Below are 17,929 nucleotides of genomic sequence, written 5' to 3' on the forward strand. Positions count from 1 at the left end.
CACCCAATCCGCGCCCGCGGACTCGGCGCGCGAAGCATTGCTGGGGTTACGTGCCGAGATCGGCAAGGCCGTCGTCGGACAGGACGGCGTGATCAGCGGCCTGGTGATCGCGCTGCTGTGCCGCGGCCACGTGCTTCTGGAAGGCGTTCCGGGAGTGGCGAAGACGCTCATGGTCCGGGCCATGGCCGCCGCGTTGCAGCTGGAGTTCAAGCGGGTGCAGTTCACCCCCGACCTGATGCCCGGCGACGTCACCGGTTCGCTGGTCTACGACTCGCACAGCGCCGAATTCACCTTCCGGCCGGGCCCGGTGTTCACCAATCTGCTGCTCGCCGACGAGATCAACCGCACGCCGCCCAAAACGCAGGCCGCGCTGCTCGAGGCCATGGAAGAGCGGCAGGTCAGCGTGGAAGGCCGGGCCAAACCGCTGCCGGACCCGTTCATCGTCGCGGCCACGCAGAACCCGATCGAATACGAAGGCACCTATCAGCTGCCCGAGGCCCAACTCGACCGTTTCCTGATGAAACTCAACGTCACGCTGCCGGCCCGCGACTCCGAAATCGCCATACTGGTCCGGCACGCGCACGGCTTCGACCCGCGTGACCTGTCCGCGATCAGGCCGGTGGCCGGGGCGGCTGAGCTGGCCGCCGGACGAGAGGCGGTTCGTCAGGTGCTGATCGCCGACGAGGTCCTGGGCTACATCGTCGACATTGTCGGGGCCACCCGCTCCTCCCCCGCACTGCAGCTGGGTGTGTCGCCGCGCGGGGCGACGGCGCTGCTGGGCACCGCCCGGTCGTGGGCGTGGTTGTCCGGACGCAACTACGTCACTCCTGACGACGTCAAGGCCATGGCGCGCCCCACGCTGCGGCACCGGATCATGTTGCGTCCGGAAGCCGAGCTCGAAGGGGCCACGCCCGACGGCGTGCTGGACGGGATACTGGCGTCGGTTCCGGTGCCCCGCTAGTGATCCTGACCGGACGCACCGGACTGCTGGCGCTGATCTGCGTCCTGCCGATCGCGTTGGCCCCTTGGCCGGCAAGGGCTTTCGTGATCCTGCTGGCGGTGCTGATGACGGCCGTGGTCATCGACATCGTAGCGGCGGCCAGCCCCCGCAAATTGCGCTTCACCCGCTCCCCGGACAGCTCGATCCGGTTGGGGCAGCCCGCGGATGCGGGCCTGTCCATCCACAACGAGGGCGGGCGCCGGTTTCGCGGCCGTGTTCGCGACGCCTGGCCGCCCAGCGCCCGCGGCGAACCGCGCAGCCACAAGGTCAATATCGGCGGCGGTGAGCGCCAGCAGCTAACGACCCAGCTGCGGCCGGTTCGCCGCGGCGACCAGCGCGCGGCCGTGGTGACCGCCAGATCGCTCGGACCGCTGGGCTTGGCGGGCCGGCAGAGTTCGCAGCCGGTGCCGGGCAAGGTCCGGGTGCTGCCGCCGTTTCTGTCGCGTAAGCATCTGCCGTCGCGGCTGGCCAAACTGCGCGAGATCGACGGGTTGTTGCCGACGCTGATCCGCGGGCAAGGCACCGAATTCGACTCGCTGCGCGAATATGTCGTCGGCGACGACGTCCGCTCGATCGACTGGCGCGCGACGGCCCGTCGCTCCGACGTGATGGTGCGCACCTGGCGGCCCGAGCGGGACCGGCGGGTGGTGCTGGTGCTCGACACCGGGCGGATGGCGGCGGGGCGGGTCGGGGTCGACCCCACTGCTTCCGATCCCGCCGGATGGCCCAGGCTGGACTGGTCGATGGATGCCGCGCTGCTTTTGGCGGCGCTGGCGTCGCGGGCCGGCGACCACGTCGACTTCCTGGCCCATGACCGGGTGAGCCGGGCGGCCGTGTTCGGCGCGTCACGCACCGAACTGCTGGCCCAACTGGTCGACGCGATGGCGCCGCTGCAACCGGCGCTCGTCGAATCGGATTGGCGGGCAATGATTTCCGCAATCCTGCGGCGCACCCGGCGCCGGTCGCTGGTGGTGCTGCTGACCGACCTCAACGCCACCGCCCTGGACGAGGGTCTGCTGCCGGTGCTGCCGCAGCTGTCGGCCAAACACCATGTGGTGGTGGCCGCCGTCGCCGATCCGCGCGTCGACGAACTGGCCATCGGGCGTTCCGATGCGGCAGCGGTCTACGACGCGGCGGCCGCCGAACGCACCCGCAACGACCGTCGGGCGATCGCGTCGCGACTGCGCCGCAGCGGAGTGGACGTCGTCGACGCTCCGCCTGCCGAGCTTGCGCCGGCCCTGGCGGATCGTTATCTGGCGATGAAAGCGACCGGCCGACTTTAGTTTTCGGCGGCCCGAGGGTGAACTGTACGACGCCCTCGCGGCGTGTCGCGTCGCCGGATTCACTGTCGCGGCTCAGTAGGTGGGCCTCAGCCGGTGGGCACCACGTCGGGAGCGTCCTCGATGTCGCCGGTCTCCCCGGCTTTGGCGGCGCGACGGCCGAAGTACACGATGTAGAACACGAACGCGGCCTCGGCAACGAGGCCGATGGCGATCCGGACGAAGGTCGGCAACGGTGACGGCGTCACCATCGCTTCGATCAGCCCGGACACCAGCAACACCCCCACCAGGCCCACGGCCACCGACACCACGCCGCGGCCCTGCTCGGCCAGCACTTGCCCGCGCGGCCGGTCGCCGGGGGCGATCACCGACCACCCCAGCCGCATGCCGGTAGCGGCGGCCAGGAACACCGCCGTCAGCTCGAGCAGCCCGTGCGGAATCAGCAGGCCCAGCAGCAGGCCGCCCCTGCCCGCCTGGAACATCAAGCCGGCGATCACTCCGACGTTGGCCGCGTTCTGGAAGAGCACCAGCGGTATCGGCAGGCCCAGCACGACCGACATCGCGATGCACTTGGCGGCCACCCAGGAATTGTTCACCCAGACCTGCAGCGCGAACGACGTTGCCGGGTATTCGCTGTAATACGACTCGACGTCGTGGTTGACCAATTCGTTGATCTCGGTCGGCGTTCCGATGACCGACTGCACCTCGGGACTGCCGGCCACCCAGAACGCGATGAGCACCACGACGGCGAAGAACGCCACCGCCGTCGCCAACCACCAGCGCCCGGCGCGGTAGGCGACGACCGGGAAGGACACCGTCCAGAAGCGGACGAAGGTACTGGTCAGCGGCGCATACGCGCCGGTCACCGCGGCCCGCGCCCGGGCGACCAGGCTTGACAGCCGGCCGACCAGCAGCGAATCCGACGACACCGACCGCAGCATCGACAGGTGCGTGGACACGCGCTGGTACAGCTCGACGAGCTCGTCGATCTCGGCACCGGTCAGCGAGCGACGCTTTTTTACCAACTGGTCGAGGCGATCCCAGGTGCCGCGGTGGGTCAGCAAGAACGCGTCGACGTCCACCTGCGCAGCGTACCCAACCGAGTCCGACAGGTAGCCGTCCGCAAACCTGTAGCGTTCCGGGGTATGTCGGAGGTGGTGACCGGGGACGCCGTGGTGCTCGATGTACAGATCGCCCAGCTGCCGGTGCGTGCGGTGAGCGCGATCATCGACATGACCGTGGTCTTCATCGGCTACCTGCTCGGGCTGATGCTGTGGGCGGCCGCGTTGAGTCAGTTGGACGAGGCGCTGACCATCGCGTTCCTGATCATGTTCACCGTGCTGGCGTTCGTCGGCTACCCGGTGGCCATCGAGACCGCGACCCGGGGCCGGTCGGTGGGCAAGATCGTGATGGGCCTGCGCGTGGTATCCGACGACGGGGGCCCGGAACGCTTCCGCCAGGCGCTGTTTCGCGCGTTGGCGTCGGTGGTGGAGATCTGGATGCTGCTAGGCAGCCCGGCCGTGATCTGCAGCATGGTGTCGCCGAAAGGCAAGCGCGTGGGCGACATGTTCGCCGGCACCATCGTCGTCAGCGAGCGCGCTCCGCGCCTGGGGCCACCGCCGGCCATGCCGCCGTCGCTGGCGTGGTGGGCGTCGACGCTGCAGCTGTCCGGGCTCACCGCCGGACAGGCCGAGCTCGCCCGCCAATTCCTTTCCCGGGCACCGCAATTGGATCCGCGGTTACGTGAGCAGATGGCATACCGGATCGCCGGCGAGGTGTTGTCCCGGGTCGCACCGCCGCCCCCGCCGGGCGTTCCGCCGCAGCTGGTGCTCGCCGCGGTACTCGCCGAACGGCACCGCCGCGAGTTGGCACGGCTGCGCCCGCCTATTCCGCCGATGGGGCCGCAGGGGCCGTACGCTGCGGCGCCGTGGCCCGGTCAGCCGTGGCCCGGCCAGCCGTCGTCCGCCCAGCCGTGGCCCGGCCAGCCGCCGTCCGCCCAGCCGTGGCCCGGCCAGCCACCGTCCGCCCAGTCACCGATGCACGCGCAGCCGTGGCCCGGCCAGCCACCGTCCGCCCAGTCACCGATGCACGCGCAGCCACAGTCGATTCCGTGGCCGGAGCCCGACGCACCGCCGCAAACCCCGCCGCCCGGCGGCTTCTCGCCGCCCGGCGGCTTCTCGCCGCCGAGCTAGTTACTGCGCGACCGTCGCGGCCAGGATGGCGACGTCGGCGGCCAATAGCGCCACACCGACCAGCGGAACCGCGATGCCGAACCGGAGCTTGGCGGTGAACACCGAAGCGACGATGACCAACAGGGCCACCACCGGCGCGCCGTAGAACAAGACACCGAAGTCGATCCCGGCGCCCAGGTTGGGGCAGCGGCTTTCGCTACAGGCATCGGTGCTCATCACCGCGCCGAGAGCGAACAACATCACGATCGCGGCACCCGGCACGGTCAGCAGGGCGAGCACCCAGTTGACCCACAGGCGGGCCTGCCCGCTGCCCCGCGTCGGAGCGGCCACGCCACTGGGACGCGCCTCCGTCAGGCGATTTCTGCCGTCCATGACCTCAGGGGCTACCCGGGCAACGACAACCGCAAACCAAGAGTCCGCCGTTGCATCCCGTTCTATCACGATATATCGTTAGTGTATCGGCGCGGCTTTCAGCGCCGCCTTTCGACAGACAGATAAGGAACAGACATGGACAACCTCTTCACTGCGCCCGGCGGGCCATTCGGCGCTCGGCCCGGGTTCGGCTTCGGCCCCGGCCCCGGCCTGGGCCTGCCGCCCGCACAACGGCGCGCGCTACACAGCGCCAGGCGTCAGGCCCGACGTGAATTCTTCACAAACCTGCGCGACCACGCCGGCGACCACGACGGACCGCTGGGGTTCGGCCCCGGTTTCGGCCCGGGATTCGGGTTCGGCTTCGGCCCCGGCGGCCCGCGCGGCGGTTGGCGCCGGGGCGGACGCGGCCGTGGCCGCCGCGGCGACATCCGGTCGGCCATCCTGGTGCTGCTGAGCGAGCGGCCGATGCACGGCTACGAGATGATCCAGCAGATCGCCGAGCGCAGCAATGACCTGTGGCGTCCCAGCCCCGGCTCGGTGTACCCGACCTTGCAGCTACTCGACGACGAGGGCCTGATCACCGCCGGCACGTCCGACGGCAGCAAGAAGCTCTTCGAGCTGACCGACGAGGGCCGGGCGGCCGCCGAGAAGATCGACACCCCGCCGTGGGTGGAGATCGCCGACGGCGTCGCCCCCGGACACCTCGAATTGCGCCGGGCCATGGGCCAGCTGTTCGGCGCGGTCATGCAAGCGGCGCATGCCGCCGGCGCCGAGCAGCAGCAACGCATCGTCGACATCCTCAACAACGCGCGCCGCGAGATCTACGGCATTCTCGGCGAGGACTGACCACCCGGCGCGCGGCGAGTCCCGAATCGCCGGACACGGCACAACGACCATGACCGGCAGGACAAACTCAGGACACGTCGACCCAATTTAGGGTCCGCTGCACCGCCTTGCGCCAGCCCGCGTAGCCGGCGGCGCGCTGCTCGTCGGTCCACTGCGGCGTCCAGCGCTTGTCCTCCTGCCAATTGGCCCGCAGGTCCGACGGGTCCGCCCAGAACCCCACCGCCAAACCCGCCGCATACGCCGCGCCCAGCGCGGTGGTTTCGGCGACGACCGGCCGCACCACGTCCACGCCCAGCACGTCGGCCTGGATCTGCATGCACAAGTCGTTGCTGGTGATGCCGCCGTCGACCTTCAAAACCTCAAGGCGCACACCAGAATCGGCTTCCATGGCGTCGACCACGTCACGGCTCTGGTAGCAGATGGCCTCCAGCGTCGCGCGGGCCAGATGCGCATTGGTGTTGAATCGCGACAGCCCCACGATCGCGCCGCGGGCATCGGATCGCCAATAGGGAGCGAACAATCCGGAGAAGGCCGGCACGAAATACACCCCGCCGTTGTCGGGAACCTGACGAGCCAGCAACTCGCTTTGTGCGGCACCGCTGATGATGCCCAGCTGATCGCGCAGCCACTGCACCGCCGAACCGGTGACCGCGATCGAACCCTCAAGCGCGTAAACGGGTTTGGCGTCGCCGAGCTGGTAGCACACCGTGGTCAGCAGGCCGTTCTGTGATCGCACGATCGTCTCGCCGGTGTTGAGCAGCAGGAAATTGCCGGTGCCGTAGGTGTTTTTGGCCTCTCCCACGTCCAGGCACACCTGACCGACCATGGCCGCATGCTGGTCGCCGAGCACGCCGGTGATCGGCACCTCGCCGCCCACCGGCCCGGTGTCCAGCGTGACGCCGTACGGCTGCAGCGGTGACGACGGCTCGATGGCCGGCAGCATCGCGCGCGGGATGTTGAAGAACGACAGCAGTTCGTCGTCCCAGTCCAGCGTCTCCAAGTTCATCAGCATGGTCCGGCTGGCGTTGGTCACGTCGGTGACGTGCACCCCGCCGCGCGGCCCGCCGGTCAGATTCCACAACACCCAGGTGTCCGCGGTGCCGAACAATGCATCGCCGCGTTCTGCGGCGCCGCGCACCCCGTCGACGTTGTCCAGGATCCACTGCAACTTCCCGCCGGAGAAGTAGGTCGCCGGCGGCAACCCGGCTTTGCGGCGGATCACCTCACCGCGGCCGTCGCGCTCCAGCGCCGCCGCGATCCCGTCGGTGCGGGTGTCCTGCCAGACGATCGCGTTGTAGTACGGCCGGCCGGTGCGCTTGTTCCACACCAGCGTCGTCTCTCGTTGATTGGTAATCCCCAGGGCCGCAATATCTTCAGACGACAGATCCGCCGCGTTGAGCACCGACATCAGCACCGAGGCGGTGCGCTCCCAGATCTCCACCGGATTGTGCTCGACCCACCCGGCGCGGGGCAGGATCTGCTCGTGCTCGAGCTGGTGACGGGCCACCTCGGCGCCCCGGTGATCGAAGATCATGCAGCGGGTGCTGGTGGTGCCCTGATCGATGGCGGCTACGAACTCCGAGGACTCGGCCAACTGCACTCCTAAACGTGACATCGAACACTGGGGTTAATCGTCCATGATGGGCCACGAAAGGGTAAGCATGGACGCCTACCCAGGTCGCACTTGCGCGGCGGGCGCTAAACCGGTTGCATCGGCGGTGTGGGCGAAGAGGTCAAGCGCACCACGTATGACCGCACACACCGGCGGGAATACCGGCGCAAGGTGCAAATATGTCTGGACGTCTTCGAGACGATGCTTTCCCAGTGCAGTTTCGATTCCGACCTGCCGCTCACCGGGATGGAAATCGAATGCAACCTTGTCGACGGCGACTACCAGCCCGCCATGTCGAATCGGTCGGTGCTGGACGCGATCGGCGATCCGGCCTACCAGACCGAATTGGGCGCCTACAACATCGAATTCAATGTGCCGCCGCGGCTGCTCTCCGGACGTACCGGCCTGGACCTGGAACGAGACGTGCGGGCCAGCCTCAACGACGCCGAGCGAAAGGCCGGTTCCGACGGCGCCCACATCGTGATGATCGGCATCCTGCCCACGCTGATGCCCGAGCATCTGACCGAGGGCTGGATGAGCGAATCCACCCGCTACGTCGCGCTGAACGAATCGATCTTCGACGCCCGCGGTGAGGACATCCCCATCAATATCTCCGGCCCGGAGCCGTTGAGCTGGCAGGCCGCCTCCATTGCGCCCGAATCAGCGTGCACCAGTATGCAATTGCATCTGCAGCTGGCTCCTGCCGATTTCGCCGCCCACTGGAACGCGGCCCAGGTGCTGGCCGGCCCACAGCTTGCGCTGGGCGCCAACTCCCCCTACTTCTTCGGCCACCAGCTCTGGTCGGAAACCCGCATCGAACTGTTCGCCCAATCCACCGACACCCGGCCGGAGGAACTGAAGACCCAGGGCGTGCGGCCGCGAGTGTGGTTCGGCGAGCGGTGGATCGGCTCGATCCTGGACCTGTTCAAGGAGAACGTCCGCTACTTCCCGTCGCTGCTGCCGGAAGTGTCCGACGAGGATCCGGTCGCCGAGCTCGCGGCCGGACGGGTCCCGCAGCTGGCCGAATTGCGCTTGCACAACGGCACGGTGTACCGGTGGAACCGGCCGGTGTACGACGTCTCGGAGGTGGCCGGGGATGGACGGCCGCACCTGCGGCTGGAGAACCGGGTGTTGCCGGCCGGACCGACCGTCCTGGACATGCTGGCCAATTCGGCTTTCTATTACGGCGTGCTGCGCAGCCTGGCCGAAGCCGAGCAACCGCCCTGGACCCGGATGAGTTTCGATGTGGCACAAGCGAATTTCTTCGCAGCAGCCCGCCACGGCATCGATGCCCCGATGCACTGGCCGGGCCTGGGTGAGGTGACGACGCGGGAGTTGGTGTTGACCACGTTGCTGCCGATGGCTCACGACGGACTGCGGCGGTGGGGTGTCGACGCCGAGGTGCGCGACCGGTTCCTGGGGGTCATCGAGGGCCGCGCCAGGGTCGGCCGCAACGGCGCCACCTGGCAAGTCGCCATGGTGCGCGGTCTGGAGGACGGCGGGATGAACCGGCGCGCGGCACTGGCCGAGATGCTGCGCCGCTACTGCAAGCACATGCACGCCAACGAGCCGGTGCACACCTGGGGTGAGTAGGTTGGGAGCCATGACTTCTGAGGTAATGGACTGGGACGGCGCATACCGGCAGCAGGGCGTGTTCGAGGGCCCGCCGCCGTGGAATATCGGTGAGCCGCAGCCGGAATTGGCGGCGTTGATCGCGGCCGGGAAGGTCCGCAGCGATGTGCTCGATGCCGGATGTGGGTTCGCCGAATTGTCGCTGGCGCTGGCCGCCGAGGGCTACACCGTGGTAGGCATCGACATCACCCCCACGGCCGTCGCGGCAGCCACCAAGGCCGCCCAAGAGCGAGGGCTGAGCACGGCCAGCTTCGTGCAGGCCGACATCACCGACTTCGCCGGCTATCCGGCCGGCTCCGAGGGCCGCTTTGCCACGGTGCTGGACTCCACGCTGTTTCACTCACTGCCGGTGGAGGGTCGCGACGGCTACCTGCGCTCGGTGCATCGCGCGGCGGCGCCGGGCGCCAGTTACTACGTGCTGGTGTTCGCCAAGGGGGCGTTCCCGGCCGAATTCGAAGCCAGACCCAACGAGGTCGACGAGGACGAGTTGCGAGACGCGGTGAGCAAGTACTGGGAGATCGACGAGATCCGGCCCGCGTTCATCCATGCCATTGTGCCGCAGGTTCCCGGAGCGCCGTTCGAAATGCCGCCGCACCCGCGCGACGAGAAGGGCCGGATGATGCTGCCGGCCTATCTGCTGAGCGCGCACAAGGCCGGCTGACCCGTCGCGCGGCCTAGACCGATGTTGCCGCGGTGGCGGCGATCAGCGCCTCGGCAAAGGCTTCCAGGTCGTCGGCGGTGGTGTCCACATGCGGTGAGATCCGCAGCACCGGCGCCGTCAGTTCCTGCGGCGCGCGCCCCACATCGGCGCAGGTGGTCACGATTCCCCGCTCCGTGAGCAGCCAGGCCCGCACAGCCGCCGGGTCGGGGCCGTCGACCGCGGCCAGCGTGGTGATGGCGCTGGGTTCGTCGACCGGTTCGACCACCACCCAGCCGTCCACGTCTGCCAGCAGGGTCCGGGCGATGCCGCCGAGCTCGGCCAGGCGCGCCCTGATCAATTCCGGCCCGTAGCTCAGGTGTTCGCCGACCGCTACTGAAAAGCCCACGCGCGCGGCCACATTGGCCTCACCTAGCTGCAGGCGCTGCGCCACCGACAGTGCCGGGGCCCACTCCGGGAGCGGTAGCCGCGGAGTCAGCCGTTCCATCAACTCCGAGCGCACGGCCAGCACACCGACACCGCGCGGCCCGGCGAGCCATTTGCGCGACGACGAATAGGCGACGTCGGCTCCCACCGCGCAGTCCACCTGGCCCAGCGCCTGAGCGGCGTCGACGACCACGGGCAGCCGCAACTCGCGGCACAGCCTGACCATCATCGCCAGCGGTTGCACGGTGCCGCGATGGCCGCCCACCGGGGTCAGATGCACCAGATCGGGCGGATCCTCCTCCAGGTCGAACGCCGCATCGTCCAGGGCCAGCCGGCCGTCGTCGAGGGTCGGCAGGAACCGCACGTCAAACCCGTGGGCGGCCATCAGGGCCAGGTTGGGGCCGTATTCTCCGGGCAGGCAGGCCAGCGTCCCGCTTACCGCGGGCCAGCTGCCCAGCAACAGGTCCAGCGCGTGCAGCGAGCCGGTGGTGAACACCACCTCCGCGTCCGGCATGCCGCACAGCGTCGCCACTGCGGCCCGTCCCGCGTCGAGCACGGCGGTGGCAACCTCGGCGGCGACATACCCGCCGACCTCGGCCTCGTGCAGCGCATGCCGGGCGGTGGCATTCAAGACCGCAAAACTTTGCCGCGAGCACGCGGCACTGTCCAGGTGCAGGCCGGCAGCCGGCGGGCGAGCCGCCCGCCAGCGCCGGGCCAGAGTGCTACTCACTTCACCGCCAGCGACAAGCCGAAATCACCGGCATCGTCGGTCCACCACCGGGTGCGACGCAGCCCCGCCGCGACCAGCTCGGCCGCGACGCCGTCCGGCCGGAATTTGCACGACACCTCGGTCAGCAGCTCCTCGCCGGGGGCGAAGTCGACAGTCAGCTCGAGTGCGCCCACCCGCACCCGTTGCCGGCGATCCGCCCGCAGCCACATCTCGATCCGCTCCTCGCCGGTGTTCCACCGGGCGACGTGCCGGTAGGCGTCGAGGTCGAAATCGGCATCCAGTTCGCGGTTGATCACCGCGAGGACGTTGCGGTTGAACCGGGCGGTCACGCCGGCGGCGTCGTCGTAGGCTCGGACCAGCCGCTCGGTGTCCTTGACCAGGTCGGTGCCCAACAGCAGGCTGTCGCCAGGCTGCATCACGGCGGCCAGGGTCGCCAGGAATTCCGCCCGCGGGCCGGGTGTCAGGTTGCCGATCGTCGAGCCGAGGAACACGAACAATCGTCGGCCGCCGTCGGGAATCTCGGCCAGGTGTTCCTCGAAATCACCACACACAGCGTGTATTTCGATGCCCTGGTACTCACTCTTGATAGCGTTCGCGGCCGCCGACAGGACGCCGGCGTCCACGTCGAACGGCACGAATCTGCGCAGCGAACCGCGATCGCGCAACGCGTTCAACAACATCCGGGTCTTTTCCGAGGTGCCGCTGCCGAGTTCGACCAGGGTGTCGGCCCCGCTGGCGGCAGCGATGTCGGCGGAGTGGGCTCGCAGGACACCGGCCTCGGCGCGGGTCGGGTAGTACTCCGGCAACCGGGTGATCTGGTCGAACAGATCGCTGCCCACCGAATCATAGAACCATTTGGGCGGCAGGGATTTTGGCGTCATCTGCAGCCCGTCGAACACATCGCGGGACAAGGCGAGATAGGCCGAGTCCTCGGACAGGTGGTTGGACAGCGACAGCGTCATCAAGGTCCTTTCGTGGCGTCCAAGGCGGTCAACGTGACCCCGTCCGCGGTGACCTCCACCAGGTGGTGGTCGGGCACGTCGACCCAATCGGCGTCGTCGTCATAGGGTTCGCTGGCCAGCACCACCCCGTCGGGGCGTTGCAGCATGGACAGCGTCTCGTTCCAGGTGGTGGCCAGCAACCGAGATCCGTTGGCGGCCACTATGTTGAGCCGGGCGAGCGGGTCGGCGGCACCGATATCGGCGATGGTTCCGGCCAGTTCGTCCAGACCGCGCTGGAAGATGGTGGCGGCTAATATCGCGCTGTCGCAGACGGATTCGGCCGACGAGGTCAGCGGCAGCACGGCGCGATCGACGACACCGTTGTGCGACAGCAGCCACTCTCCGTCGGTAAACGGTGCGGTGGCGCTGATCTCGATCGGCATCCCGACGGTCGCCGAGCGGACCGCGGCCACCACGCAGTGACTGCGCAGCGCCGGCGCGACCGACGCGAACGACGTGTCACCCCACAACGGCGCCGCGCTGCGCCACCGCCGCGGCGCCCCGGCGTCGAAAAAGCCGACGCCCCAACCGTCGGCATTCATCAGGCCATGCTTTTGCCGGCGCGGCGCATAGGACTGCACCGCCAGGCTCTGCGGCGGTTCCAGCACCAGCGCGGACAGGGTCACCTCGGTGCCCAGCCACCCCAGATGACGGCACATCAGGCCGGGTCCTCAACCGACCAGGCCAGCCGGACGCCGGAAAAGATCTGCCGGCGGTACGGGTGATCCCAGTTGCGGAAGCTGGGCCGCAGGATGGCCGGCTCGACGGCCCAGGATCCGCCGCGCAGCACCCGGTAGTCGCCGTCGAAGAACGGTTGGGAGTACCGGTCGTAGATCATCGGGACGAACCCGGGCCACGGTCGCAGCGGCGAGCTGGTCCACTCCCAGACGTCGCCGAGCAGCTGCTCGGCCCCGTAGGCCGACGCCCCGGCCGGGTATGCGCCGACGGGCGCCGGGCGCAGCGCCGCGGCACCGAGGTTGGCGTGCCTGTCCGACGGCTGCTGCGCGCCCCACGGGTAGCGGCGCCGTGACTCGGTCACCGGATCCCATGCGCACGCCTTCTCCCACTCCACCTCGGTGGGCAGCCGGGCGCCGGCCCAGGCCGCGTAGGCCTCGGCTTCGAAGTAGGTGACATGCTGCACCGGCTCGTCGGGCGGAAGGTCTTCGTGGTGGCCGAACCGGGTGCGGGTCCGCCCGTCGGAATTCCAGAACTGCGGCGCGGTCAGGCCGGCGCTCAACCGGTATTGCCAGCCGCGATCGGACCACCACCGCGCTTGGGTGTAGCCGCCGTCATCGACGAACTGTCGCCATTCGCCATTGGTGACCGGAACCCGGCCGATCCGGAAGGCCGGCACGTCGACGACATGGGCCGGGCGTTCGTTGTCCAGGGAGAACGGCTCGGTCTCGGCGTCCACACCCAGCACGAACGGCCCGCCGGGCACCAGCACCGACGTCCCGGCCACGCCCGGCCGGCCGGCGGGCAGCACGGACGTCTCCCGCAGCAGCGGCGCGCCGGGGCGCAGGTTCAACGCCTGCAGCATGGTCTCGGTGTGCTGGTATTCGTGGCTGGCCACCATGCCGAAGGCAAAGCCGGCTTGGTCGGGGCGGCCGTGGTCCAAGCCGTCCGGCAGGGCGTCCAGCGCGTCCAGGGCCGCGGAGCGCACGGAGCGGCAGAAGGTTCGCGCCTGGTCCGGCGACAGCAACGGCAGCTCGACCCGGCTGGCACGCGAGTGCTGGAATGCGTCGTAGAGGCCCTCGACCGCCGGCGGCAGCATCCCGGGGCGATCCGGGTTGCCGCCGCGCAGCAGCCACAACTCCTCCTGCTGACCGATGTGCGCCAAATCCCACACCAGCGGGCTCATCAGCGGGTCGTATTGGCGGCACAGCTCCGCGTCGTCGAAATCGACTAGCCGCAACGTCAGCGTCCGGGCCCGCTGCAGATCCCGGGCCAGTCTTTCCCGTGTGGTCACGCTTCCCCTCGCGCCAACCGCGCTACCGCCTCCGCGATCCCGCAGTCGATGACCAGGTCAGCGAAGTCGTCACCGCAGCAGCGGCCCTGCTCGACATTGGCGATCAACACCTGCATGGCGTCGGCGATCTGCGTCGGCGCCCGCTCGGCGGCGACGGCCACGCATCGGTTGGCCGCCGCGTAGAGCCGCCGGTCTTCCAGGCCGACGCGGGCTGCGGTGTCCCAGGCGGTGGCGACCGGTTCGACGGCCTCCGCGGCCAGCTCGGCCGCCGCCGGGTCGTCGAGCAGGGTCACCACCGTGAATGCCAGGGCGGGCCAGAACGCGTCGGGCACGCTGTCCAGGTAGCGGATCTCCAGCCATTGCCGGGGACGCACCGGCGGGAACAGCGTGGTCAGGTGATAGTCCAAGTCGGCGGTGGTCGGTCGGCGGTCACCCAGCAACACCGTGCCGTCGGCCCAATCGGCGAAGGGCACGTAGTGGGTCACCGCCACGGCGTCGGGGTTGTGCACCAGCATCACCGGCGCCTTCAGGGCGTAACGCGCCCAGTCGGTGGCGGGGTCGTCCCCGCTGGCGCCCAGGATCGGCCCGCACCGCGCCGCATCCATCTGGCCCCACACCCGCTGCCGGGTGGACCGCCAACCGCAGAATTCGCCACCCAGCATCGGGGAATTGGCGGCGATCGCGATCATCGTCGGCCCCAGGGCGTGGGCCAGCCGCACCCGCGCAGCCCAGTCGGACTGCGGCCCCGCATCGACATTGACCTGGATGGAGGCGGTCGCCGTCATCATCGCCGCGCCGGCTGCCCCGGAGTCGCTGGCGGCGAAGAACTGTTCCATGGCCCGATAGCGCGGGCCCGGGTTGATCCGCTTCGTCGGCCGCAATGGGTCGGCGCCGAGGAACACCAGGCCCAGACCGGCGTCGGCGAAGGCCGGGCGCAGCACGGCCTGGTCGCGGTTCATCGCGTCGATGGCCGCCAACACGCCGTCGCACGGTGGACCCGACAGTTCCACCGCGCCGCCGGGTTCGACGCTGACCGCGCTACCGCCGGGCAGCGGGCTCACCCAGTCCAGAACGTCGCTGATCTCGTCCCAGCCGGGCCGGCGAAACGGATCCGCGGGGTCATAGCAGTGCGCTTCCAGCTCCAGCCCCACCCGCCCGAGCGGGCCGTCGACGAGGCAGCCGTCGGCGACGTACTCCCCCGCGGCTTCCAACGAGGCGATCTCGCTATCGCTGTCACCGGCGCTGTCCAGCCGCGCTGCCGCGGCAGTGCTGGGGGCAAACGTCATATCACGATTCCTCCGTGGCCTGCGCAGCTATCGAAAACGATAGCCGCCACCATCTCATCTTCCAGAGCACCCCGACATATTCCCGCACACTTCCGGCGCCCGGGTCAGATGATTACCCACATTTGCGGGTGGTTACTGGCCCAGCAGGTTCTGCATTGCCCCGGCCAGGACGTTGACCGCGGGGCCGCCGTTGCCGGACTGGCAGACTTTGGCCTGCAGCAACACATTTTCGCGCAGCCTGGTTTGATCGAAGCAGCGCCGGTCGGTGCCGGCTTCCTGTTTGGTCCATACGGCGTCGGTAGCGGTCGGCGGCCCGCCGTCGAACGACCACACCTGAATGGTCCCGTTGTCCAGGTGCATCGCGGTGGTTTGCCCCGAGCAGCCCACGGTTCGGTCCACGACCCGGTGAAACGCCCGGCCTGCGGCGTCGTTGGTGGCGAACACCCCGACCGCCTGCTTGACGTAGTGGGTCTGGTCGGTGGCAGCGGTCTGGGTGATCGCCCCGTTGAACGACGCCAGGTCGGGGTCGTCGTACACCTCGGGCAGCCCGATGTCGGCCCAGTTGTTGCACACCGGGAGGTCGACCGCATACGCCTGGAACGGCCGGGTGAACACCGACTCCCAGCCCATCGGCGCGCCGACGATATTGCCGACCGATCCCCTGCCCAGGACGGCGTAGTTCACCACCCCCGGCTCTGACGGGTGAGCCACCGCAACCGGAGCCATGGGAGCTGCAGTAGCTGCCACCCAGCCCGCTGCCCAGCCCGCGAGGCCCAGGCTCAGCACCGCGACTCGCATCCGGTCAGGCCTTGCCATGAAGCCGGGCCCACACGCCTTCCTCCACCTTCTTGCCCAGATCGGGGTCAACGTTGCGCCAGTATTCGAACACCCGTGACAGCACCGGCTCCTGCACGCCTTTGGATGCATGCCCAATGATGTTGTGGGCCAAGCGTTCCCGGGCCGCGTCGTCGAGCACGTCGCGGACCAGGGTGCCGGCCTGTCCCCAGTCGTCGTCGTCGGAACGCAAAGTGTATGCGGCACGCACCATCTGGCCGTCAGCCATCCAGCGCACCTCGGCGGCACGCGCCGGATCAGCCTGCGGGCCGCCGTAGGAGTTGGGCGCATAGACCGGATCGGTGATGTTATGGATCCGCATCGCACCGTCCTTGGAGTAACTGTTGACCTCCACCCTCGGCGAATTGACCGGAATCTGCTTGTAATTGGTGCCCAGTCGGGCCCGGTGTGCATCGGAGTAGGAGAACCCGCGCGCCAGCAGCATCTTGTCCGGGCTCAATCCGGTGCCGGGCACGATGTTGTTGGGTTCGAATGCGGCCTGCTCCATCTCGGTGTGATAGTCGGTGACGTTGCGGTCCAACGTCAGTTTGCCTACGTCGATCAGGGGATAGTCGCGATGCGGCCACACCTTGGTCAGATCGAAGGGGTTGAACCGGTAGGTCTTGGCCTCCTCGAACGGCATGATCTGCATCTTGAGCGTCCAGCTGGGGAATTCGCCCCGCTCGATCGCGTCGTAGAGATCCCGCTGGTGGTAGTCGGCGTCCTCACCGGCCAACCGGTCGGCGTCCTCCTGCGTCAGGAAGTCGATGCCCTGGTCGGTGATGAAATGGTACTTCACCCAGAAGATTTCGCCGGCGGCGTTGATCCAGCTGTAGGTGTGGCTGCCGTAACCGTTCATGTGCCGCCAGGTCTTCGGAATACCGCGATCCCCCATCAGCCAGGTCACCTGATGGGCCGACTCGGGTGAGAGGGTCCAGAAGTCCCATTGCATGTTGTGGTCGCGCAGGTTGTTTGCCGCCCGGCGCTTTTGGGAGCGGATGAAGTGCTGGAACTTCAGTGGGTCGCGAATGAAGAAGATCGGGGTGTTGTTGCCGACCATGTCGAAGTTGCCCTCCGCCGTGTAGAACTTCACGGCGAAACCGCGGGGGTCCCGCCAGGTGTCCGGGCTGCCGCGCTCGCCGGCAACGGTGGAAAACCGGATCAGTGTCTCGGTTTTGGCGCCGGGCTGGAACACCGCGGCCCTGGTGTACCCGCTGACGTCGTTGGTCACCTCGAAGTGGCCGAACGCGCCGCCGCCCTTGGCATGCGGCTGACGTTCCGGGATGCGTTCCCGGTTGAACATCGCCATCTGCTCGATCAGATAGTGGTCCTGCAACAGGATGGGGCCGTCGGGGCCGACGGTCAGCGACTGGTCGTCGCTGGGGGCGGGACTGCCCGCGTCGGTGGTGGTGTAGCGCTCCGTCATTCGGTGTCTCCTTGTCGACTGGGCTGGTTCAACGAAACTTATCGGGTTGCAAGGTAATACGGTTGGCGACAGCACTAGGCCGGATCGTGCTGGGCGCGAAGGACTTTCGACCTGCTACAACACGGCCCGGCATCCCGTGACGGGACGCCGGGCCGGTTGTCGCGCGCCACGTTGGTCACATGACCCGGTATGCGCCTCTTTCGCTGAACCAGTTATGGCCGCGACGGCGCCGTGGTGGGGCTGGGGCTGCTGGGCGTCTGCGGAGCCCCGGGACCCATCTGGCCGGCACCCGGACCGCCCGGGCCGCCCGGACCACCGGGGAACCCGGGACCCATCCCGGGACCCATGCCAGGGCCCATGCCGGGACCCATGCCAGGGCCCATGCCAGGGGGCGGGGGTCCGGGGAACCCGAACTGCCATCCCGGCCCCGGACCGGGGCCACCCGGACCGGCCGGCATGAACATGCCGTGATGGTGGTGGCGGTGGTGGTGATAACACTTGCCGTATCCGAAAACCAGGGCGCCGGCGACAAAGATCGACCAGACGATGAAGATGACGCCGGCAACGATCACCACCCACGCCGCGGCCTGGTAGAGCCTCGGCGAATTTTCCCTCGGCGGGGGCGGTGGTGCAGCGGTAGCTACGGCAGGCGGTGGGGGCGGTGG

Annotated in this window: 16 protein-coding genes and 1 pseudogene; 6 read left to right on the forward strand and 11 right to left on the reverse strand. The window is 68.8% G+C overall.

The window, feature by feature from the left end:
- Nucleotides 1-6 precede the first annotated feature (6 nt).
- Nucleotides 7-961 (forward strand): annotated as a pseudogene (locus tag EET03_RS25890) (AAA family ATPase).
- A complete protein-coding gene (locus EET03_RS25895) occupies nucleotides 961-2,283 on the forward strand; it encodes a DUF58 domain-containing protein (RefSeq protein WP_099193823.1) in 1,323 nt (440 codons plus the stop codon). The pseudogene EET03_RS25890 and the gene EET03_RS25895 overlap by 1 nt, the downstream one beginning before the upstream one ends.
- Before the next feature lie 86 nt (nucleotides 2,284-2,369).
- Here the strand turns inward: EET03_RS25895 and EET03_RS25900 are convergent, their stop codons facing one another.
- Nucleotides 2,370-3,362, reverse strand: a complete 993-nt coding sequence (locus EET03_RS25900; protein ID WP_075543835.1) for a stage II sporulation protein M — start codon at nucleotides 3,360-3,362, stop codon at nucleotides 2,370-2,372.
- 63 nt (nucleotides 3,363-3,425) lie between these two features.
- Here EET03_RS25900 and EET03_RS25905 point away from each other — a divergent pair, with 63 nt between their 5' ends.
- A complete protein-coding gene (locus EET03_RS25905) occupies nucleotides 3,426-4,472 on the forward strand; it encodes an RDD family protein (protein ID WP_075543834.1) in 1,047 nt (348 codons plus the stop codon).
- Here EET03_RS25905 and EET03_RS25910 read toward each other — a convergent pair whose 3' ends face one another.
- Nucleotides 4,473-4,844: a hypothetical protein gene (locus EET03_RS25910; protein WP_075543833.1), complete on the reverse strand. Its 372-nt coding sequence runs from the start codon at nucleotides 4,842-4,844 to the stop codon at nucleotides 4,473-4,475. It lies immediately after the preceding gene.
- Between the two features lie 135 nt (nucleotides 4,845-4,979).
- On the opposite strand from EET03_RS25910, the gene EET03_RS25915 reads away from it, so the two are divergent.
- The gene (locus EET03_RS25915; RefSeq protein ID WP_075543832.1) at nucleotides 4,980-5,690 is read left to right on the forward strand and encodes a PadR family transcriptional regulator; all 711 of its coding nucleotides are present in this window, start codon (nucleotides 4,980-4,982) and stop codon (nucleotides 5,688-5,690) included.
- Nucleotides 5,691-5,757: 67 nt separating this feature from the next.
- On the opposite strand, the gene glpK is transcribed toward EET03_RS25915, so the two are convergent.
- The gene (glpK, locus tag EET03_RS25920; RefSeq protein ID WP_167470701.1) at nucleotides 5,758-7,305 is read right to left on the reverse strand and encodes a glycerol kinase GlpK; all 1,548 of its coding nucleotides are present in this window, start codon (nucleotides 7,303-7,305) and stop codon (nucleotides 5,758-5,760) included.
- Between the two features lie 105 nt (nucleotides 7,306-7,410).
- Between glpK and EET03_RS25925 the strand changes: the two genes are divergently transcribed.
- A complete protein-coding gene (locus EET03_RS25925) occupies nucleotides 7,411-8,895 on the forward strand; it encodes a glutamate-cysteine ligase family protein (protein WP_075543831.1) in 1,485 nt (494 codons plus the stop codon).
- Between the two features lie 10 nt (nucleotides 8,896-8,905).
- Complete coding sequence (locus EET03_RS25930) at nucleotides 8,906-9,595, forward strand: class I SAM-dependent methyltransferase (protein WP_075543830.1); 690 nt, start codon at nucleotides 8,906-8,908, stop codon at nucleotides 9,593-9,595.
- Between the two features lie 13 nt (nucleotides 9,596-9,608).
- Here the strand turns inward: EET03_RS25930 and egtE are convergent, their stop codons facing one another.
- From egtE to EET03_RS30490, 8 genes are all read right to left on the reverse strand, one after another.
- A complete protein-coding gene (gene egtE / locus EET03_RS25935) occupies nucleotides 9,609-10,748 on the reverse strand; it encodes an ergothioneine biosynthesis PLP-dependent enzyme EgtE (protein WP_075543829.1) in 1,140 nt (379 codons plus the stop codon).
- Nucleotides 10,745-11,710, reverse strand: a complete 966-nt coding sequence (gene egtD, locus EET03_RS25940; protein ID WP_075543828.1) for an L-histidine N(alpha)-methyltransferase — start codon at nucleotides 11,708-11,710, stop codon at nucleotides 10,745-10,747. The genes egtE and egtD overlap by 4 nt, the downstream gene beginning before the upstream one ends.
- The gene (egtC, locus tag EET03_RS25945; protein ID WP_075543827.1) at nucleotides 11,710-12,408 is read right to left on the reverse strand and encodes an ergothioneine biosynthesis protein EgtC; all 699 of its coding nucleotides are present in this window, start codon (nucleotides 12,406-12,408) and stop codon (nucleotides 11,710-11,712) included. The genes egtD and egtC overlap by 1 nt, the downstream gene beginning before the upstream one ends.
- Entirely contained in the window at nucleotides 12,408-13,718 is a 1,311-nt protein-coding gene (egtB, locus tag EET03_RS25950; RefSeq protein ID WP_075543826.1) for an ergothioneine biosynthesis protein EgtB, read from the reverse strand. The genes egtC and egtB overlap by 1 nt, the downstream gene beginning before the upstream one ends.
- Entirely contained in the window at nucleotides 13,715-15,004 is a 1,290-nt protein-coding gene (gene egtA, locus EET03_RS25955) for an ergothioneine biosynthesis glutamate--cysteine ligase EgtA (RefSeq protein ID WP_075543825.1), read from the reverse strand. Before egtA ends, egtB begins: the two co-directional genes overlap by 4 nt.
- Before the next feature lie 132 nt (nucleotides 15,005-15,136).
- On the reverse strand, nucleotides 15,137-15,820 hold the full coding sequence (locus EET03_RS25960) for a sensor domain-containing protein (protein WP_075543824.1): 684 nt from the start codon (nucleotides 15,818-15,820) through the stop codon (nucleotides 15,137-15,139).
- Complete coding sequence (locus EET03_RS25965; RefSeq protein WP_075543823.1) at nucleotides 15,807-17,264, reverse strand: catalase; 1,458 nt, start codon at nucleotides 17,262-17,264, stop codon at nucleotides 15,807-15,809. Before EET03_RS25965 ends, EET03_RS25960 begins: the two co-directional genes overlap by 14 nt.
- A gap of 212 nt (nucleotides 17,265-17,476) precedes the next feature.
- Nucleotides 17,477-17,929 (reverse strand): hypothetical protein (locus EET03_RS30490; RefSeq protein ID WP_244232541.1); only part of this gene is annotated, 453 nt, incomplete at its 5' end.

This window comes from Mycobacterium innocens (assembly GCF_900566055.1).
GTDB lineage: Bacteria > Actinomycetota > Actinomycetes > Mycobacteriales > Mycobacteriaceae > Mycobacterium > Mycobacterium innocens.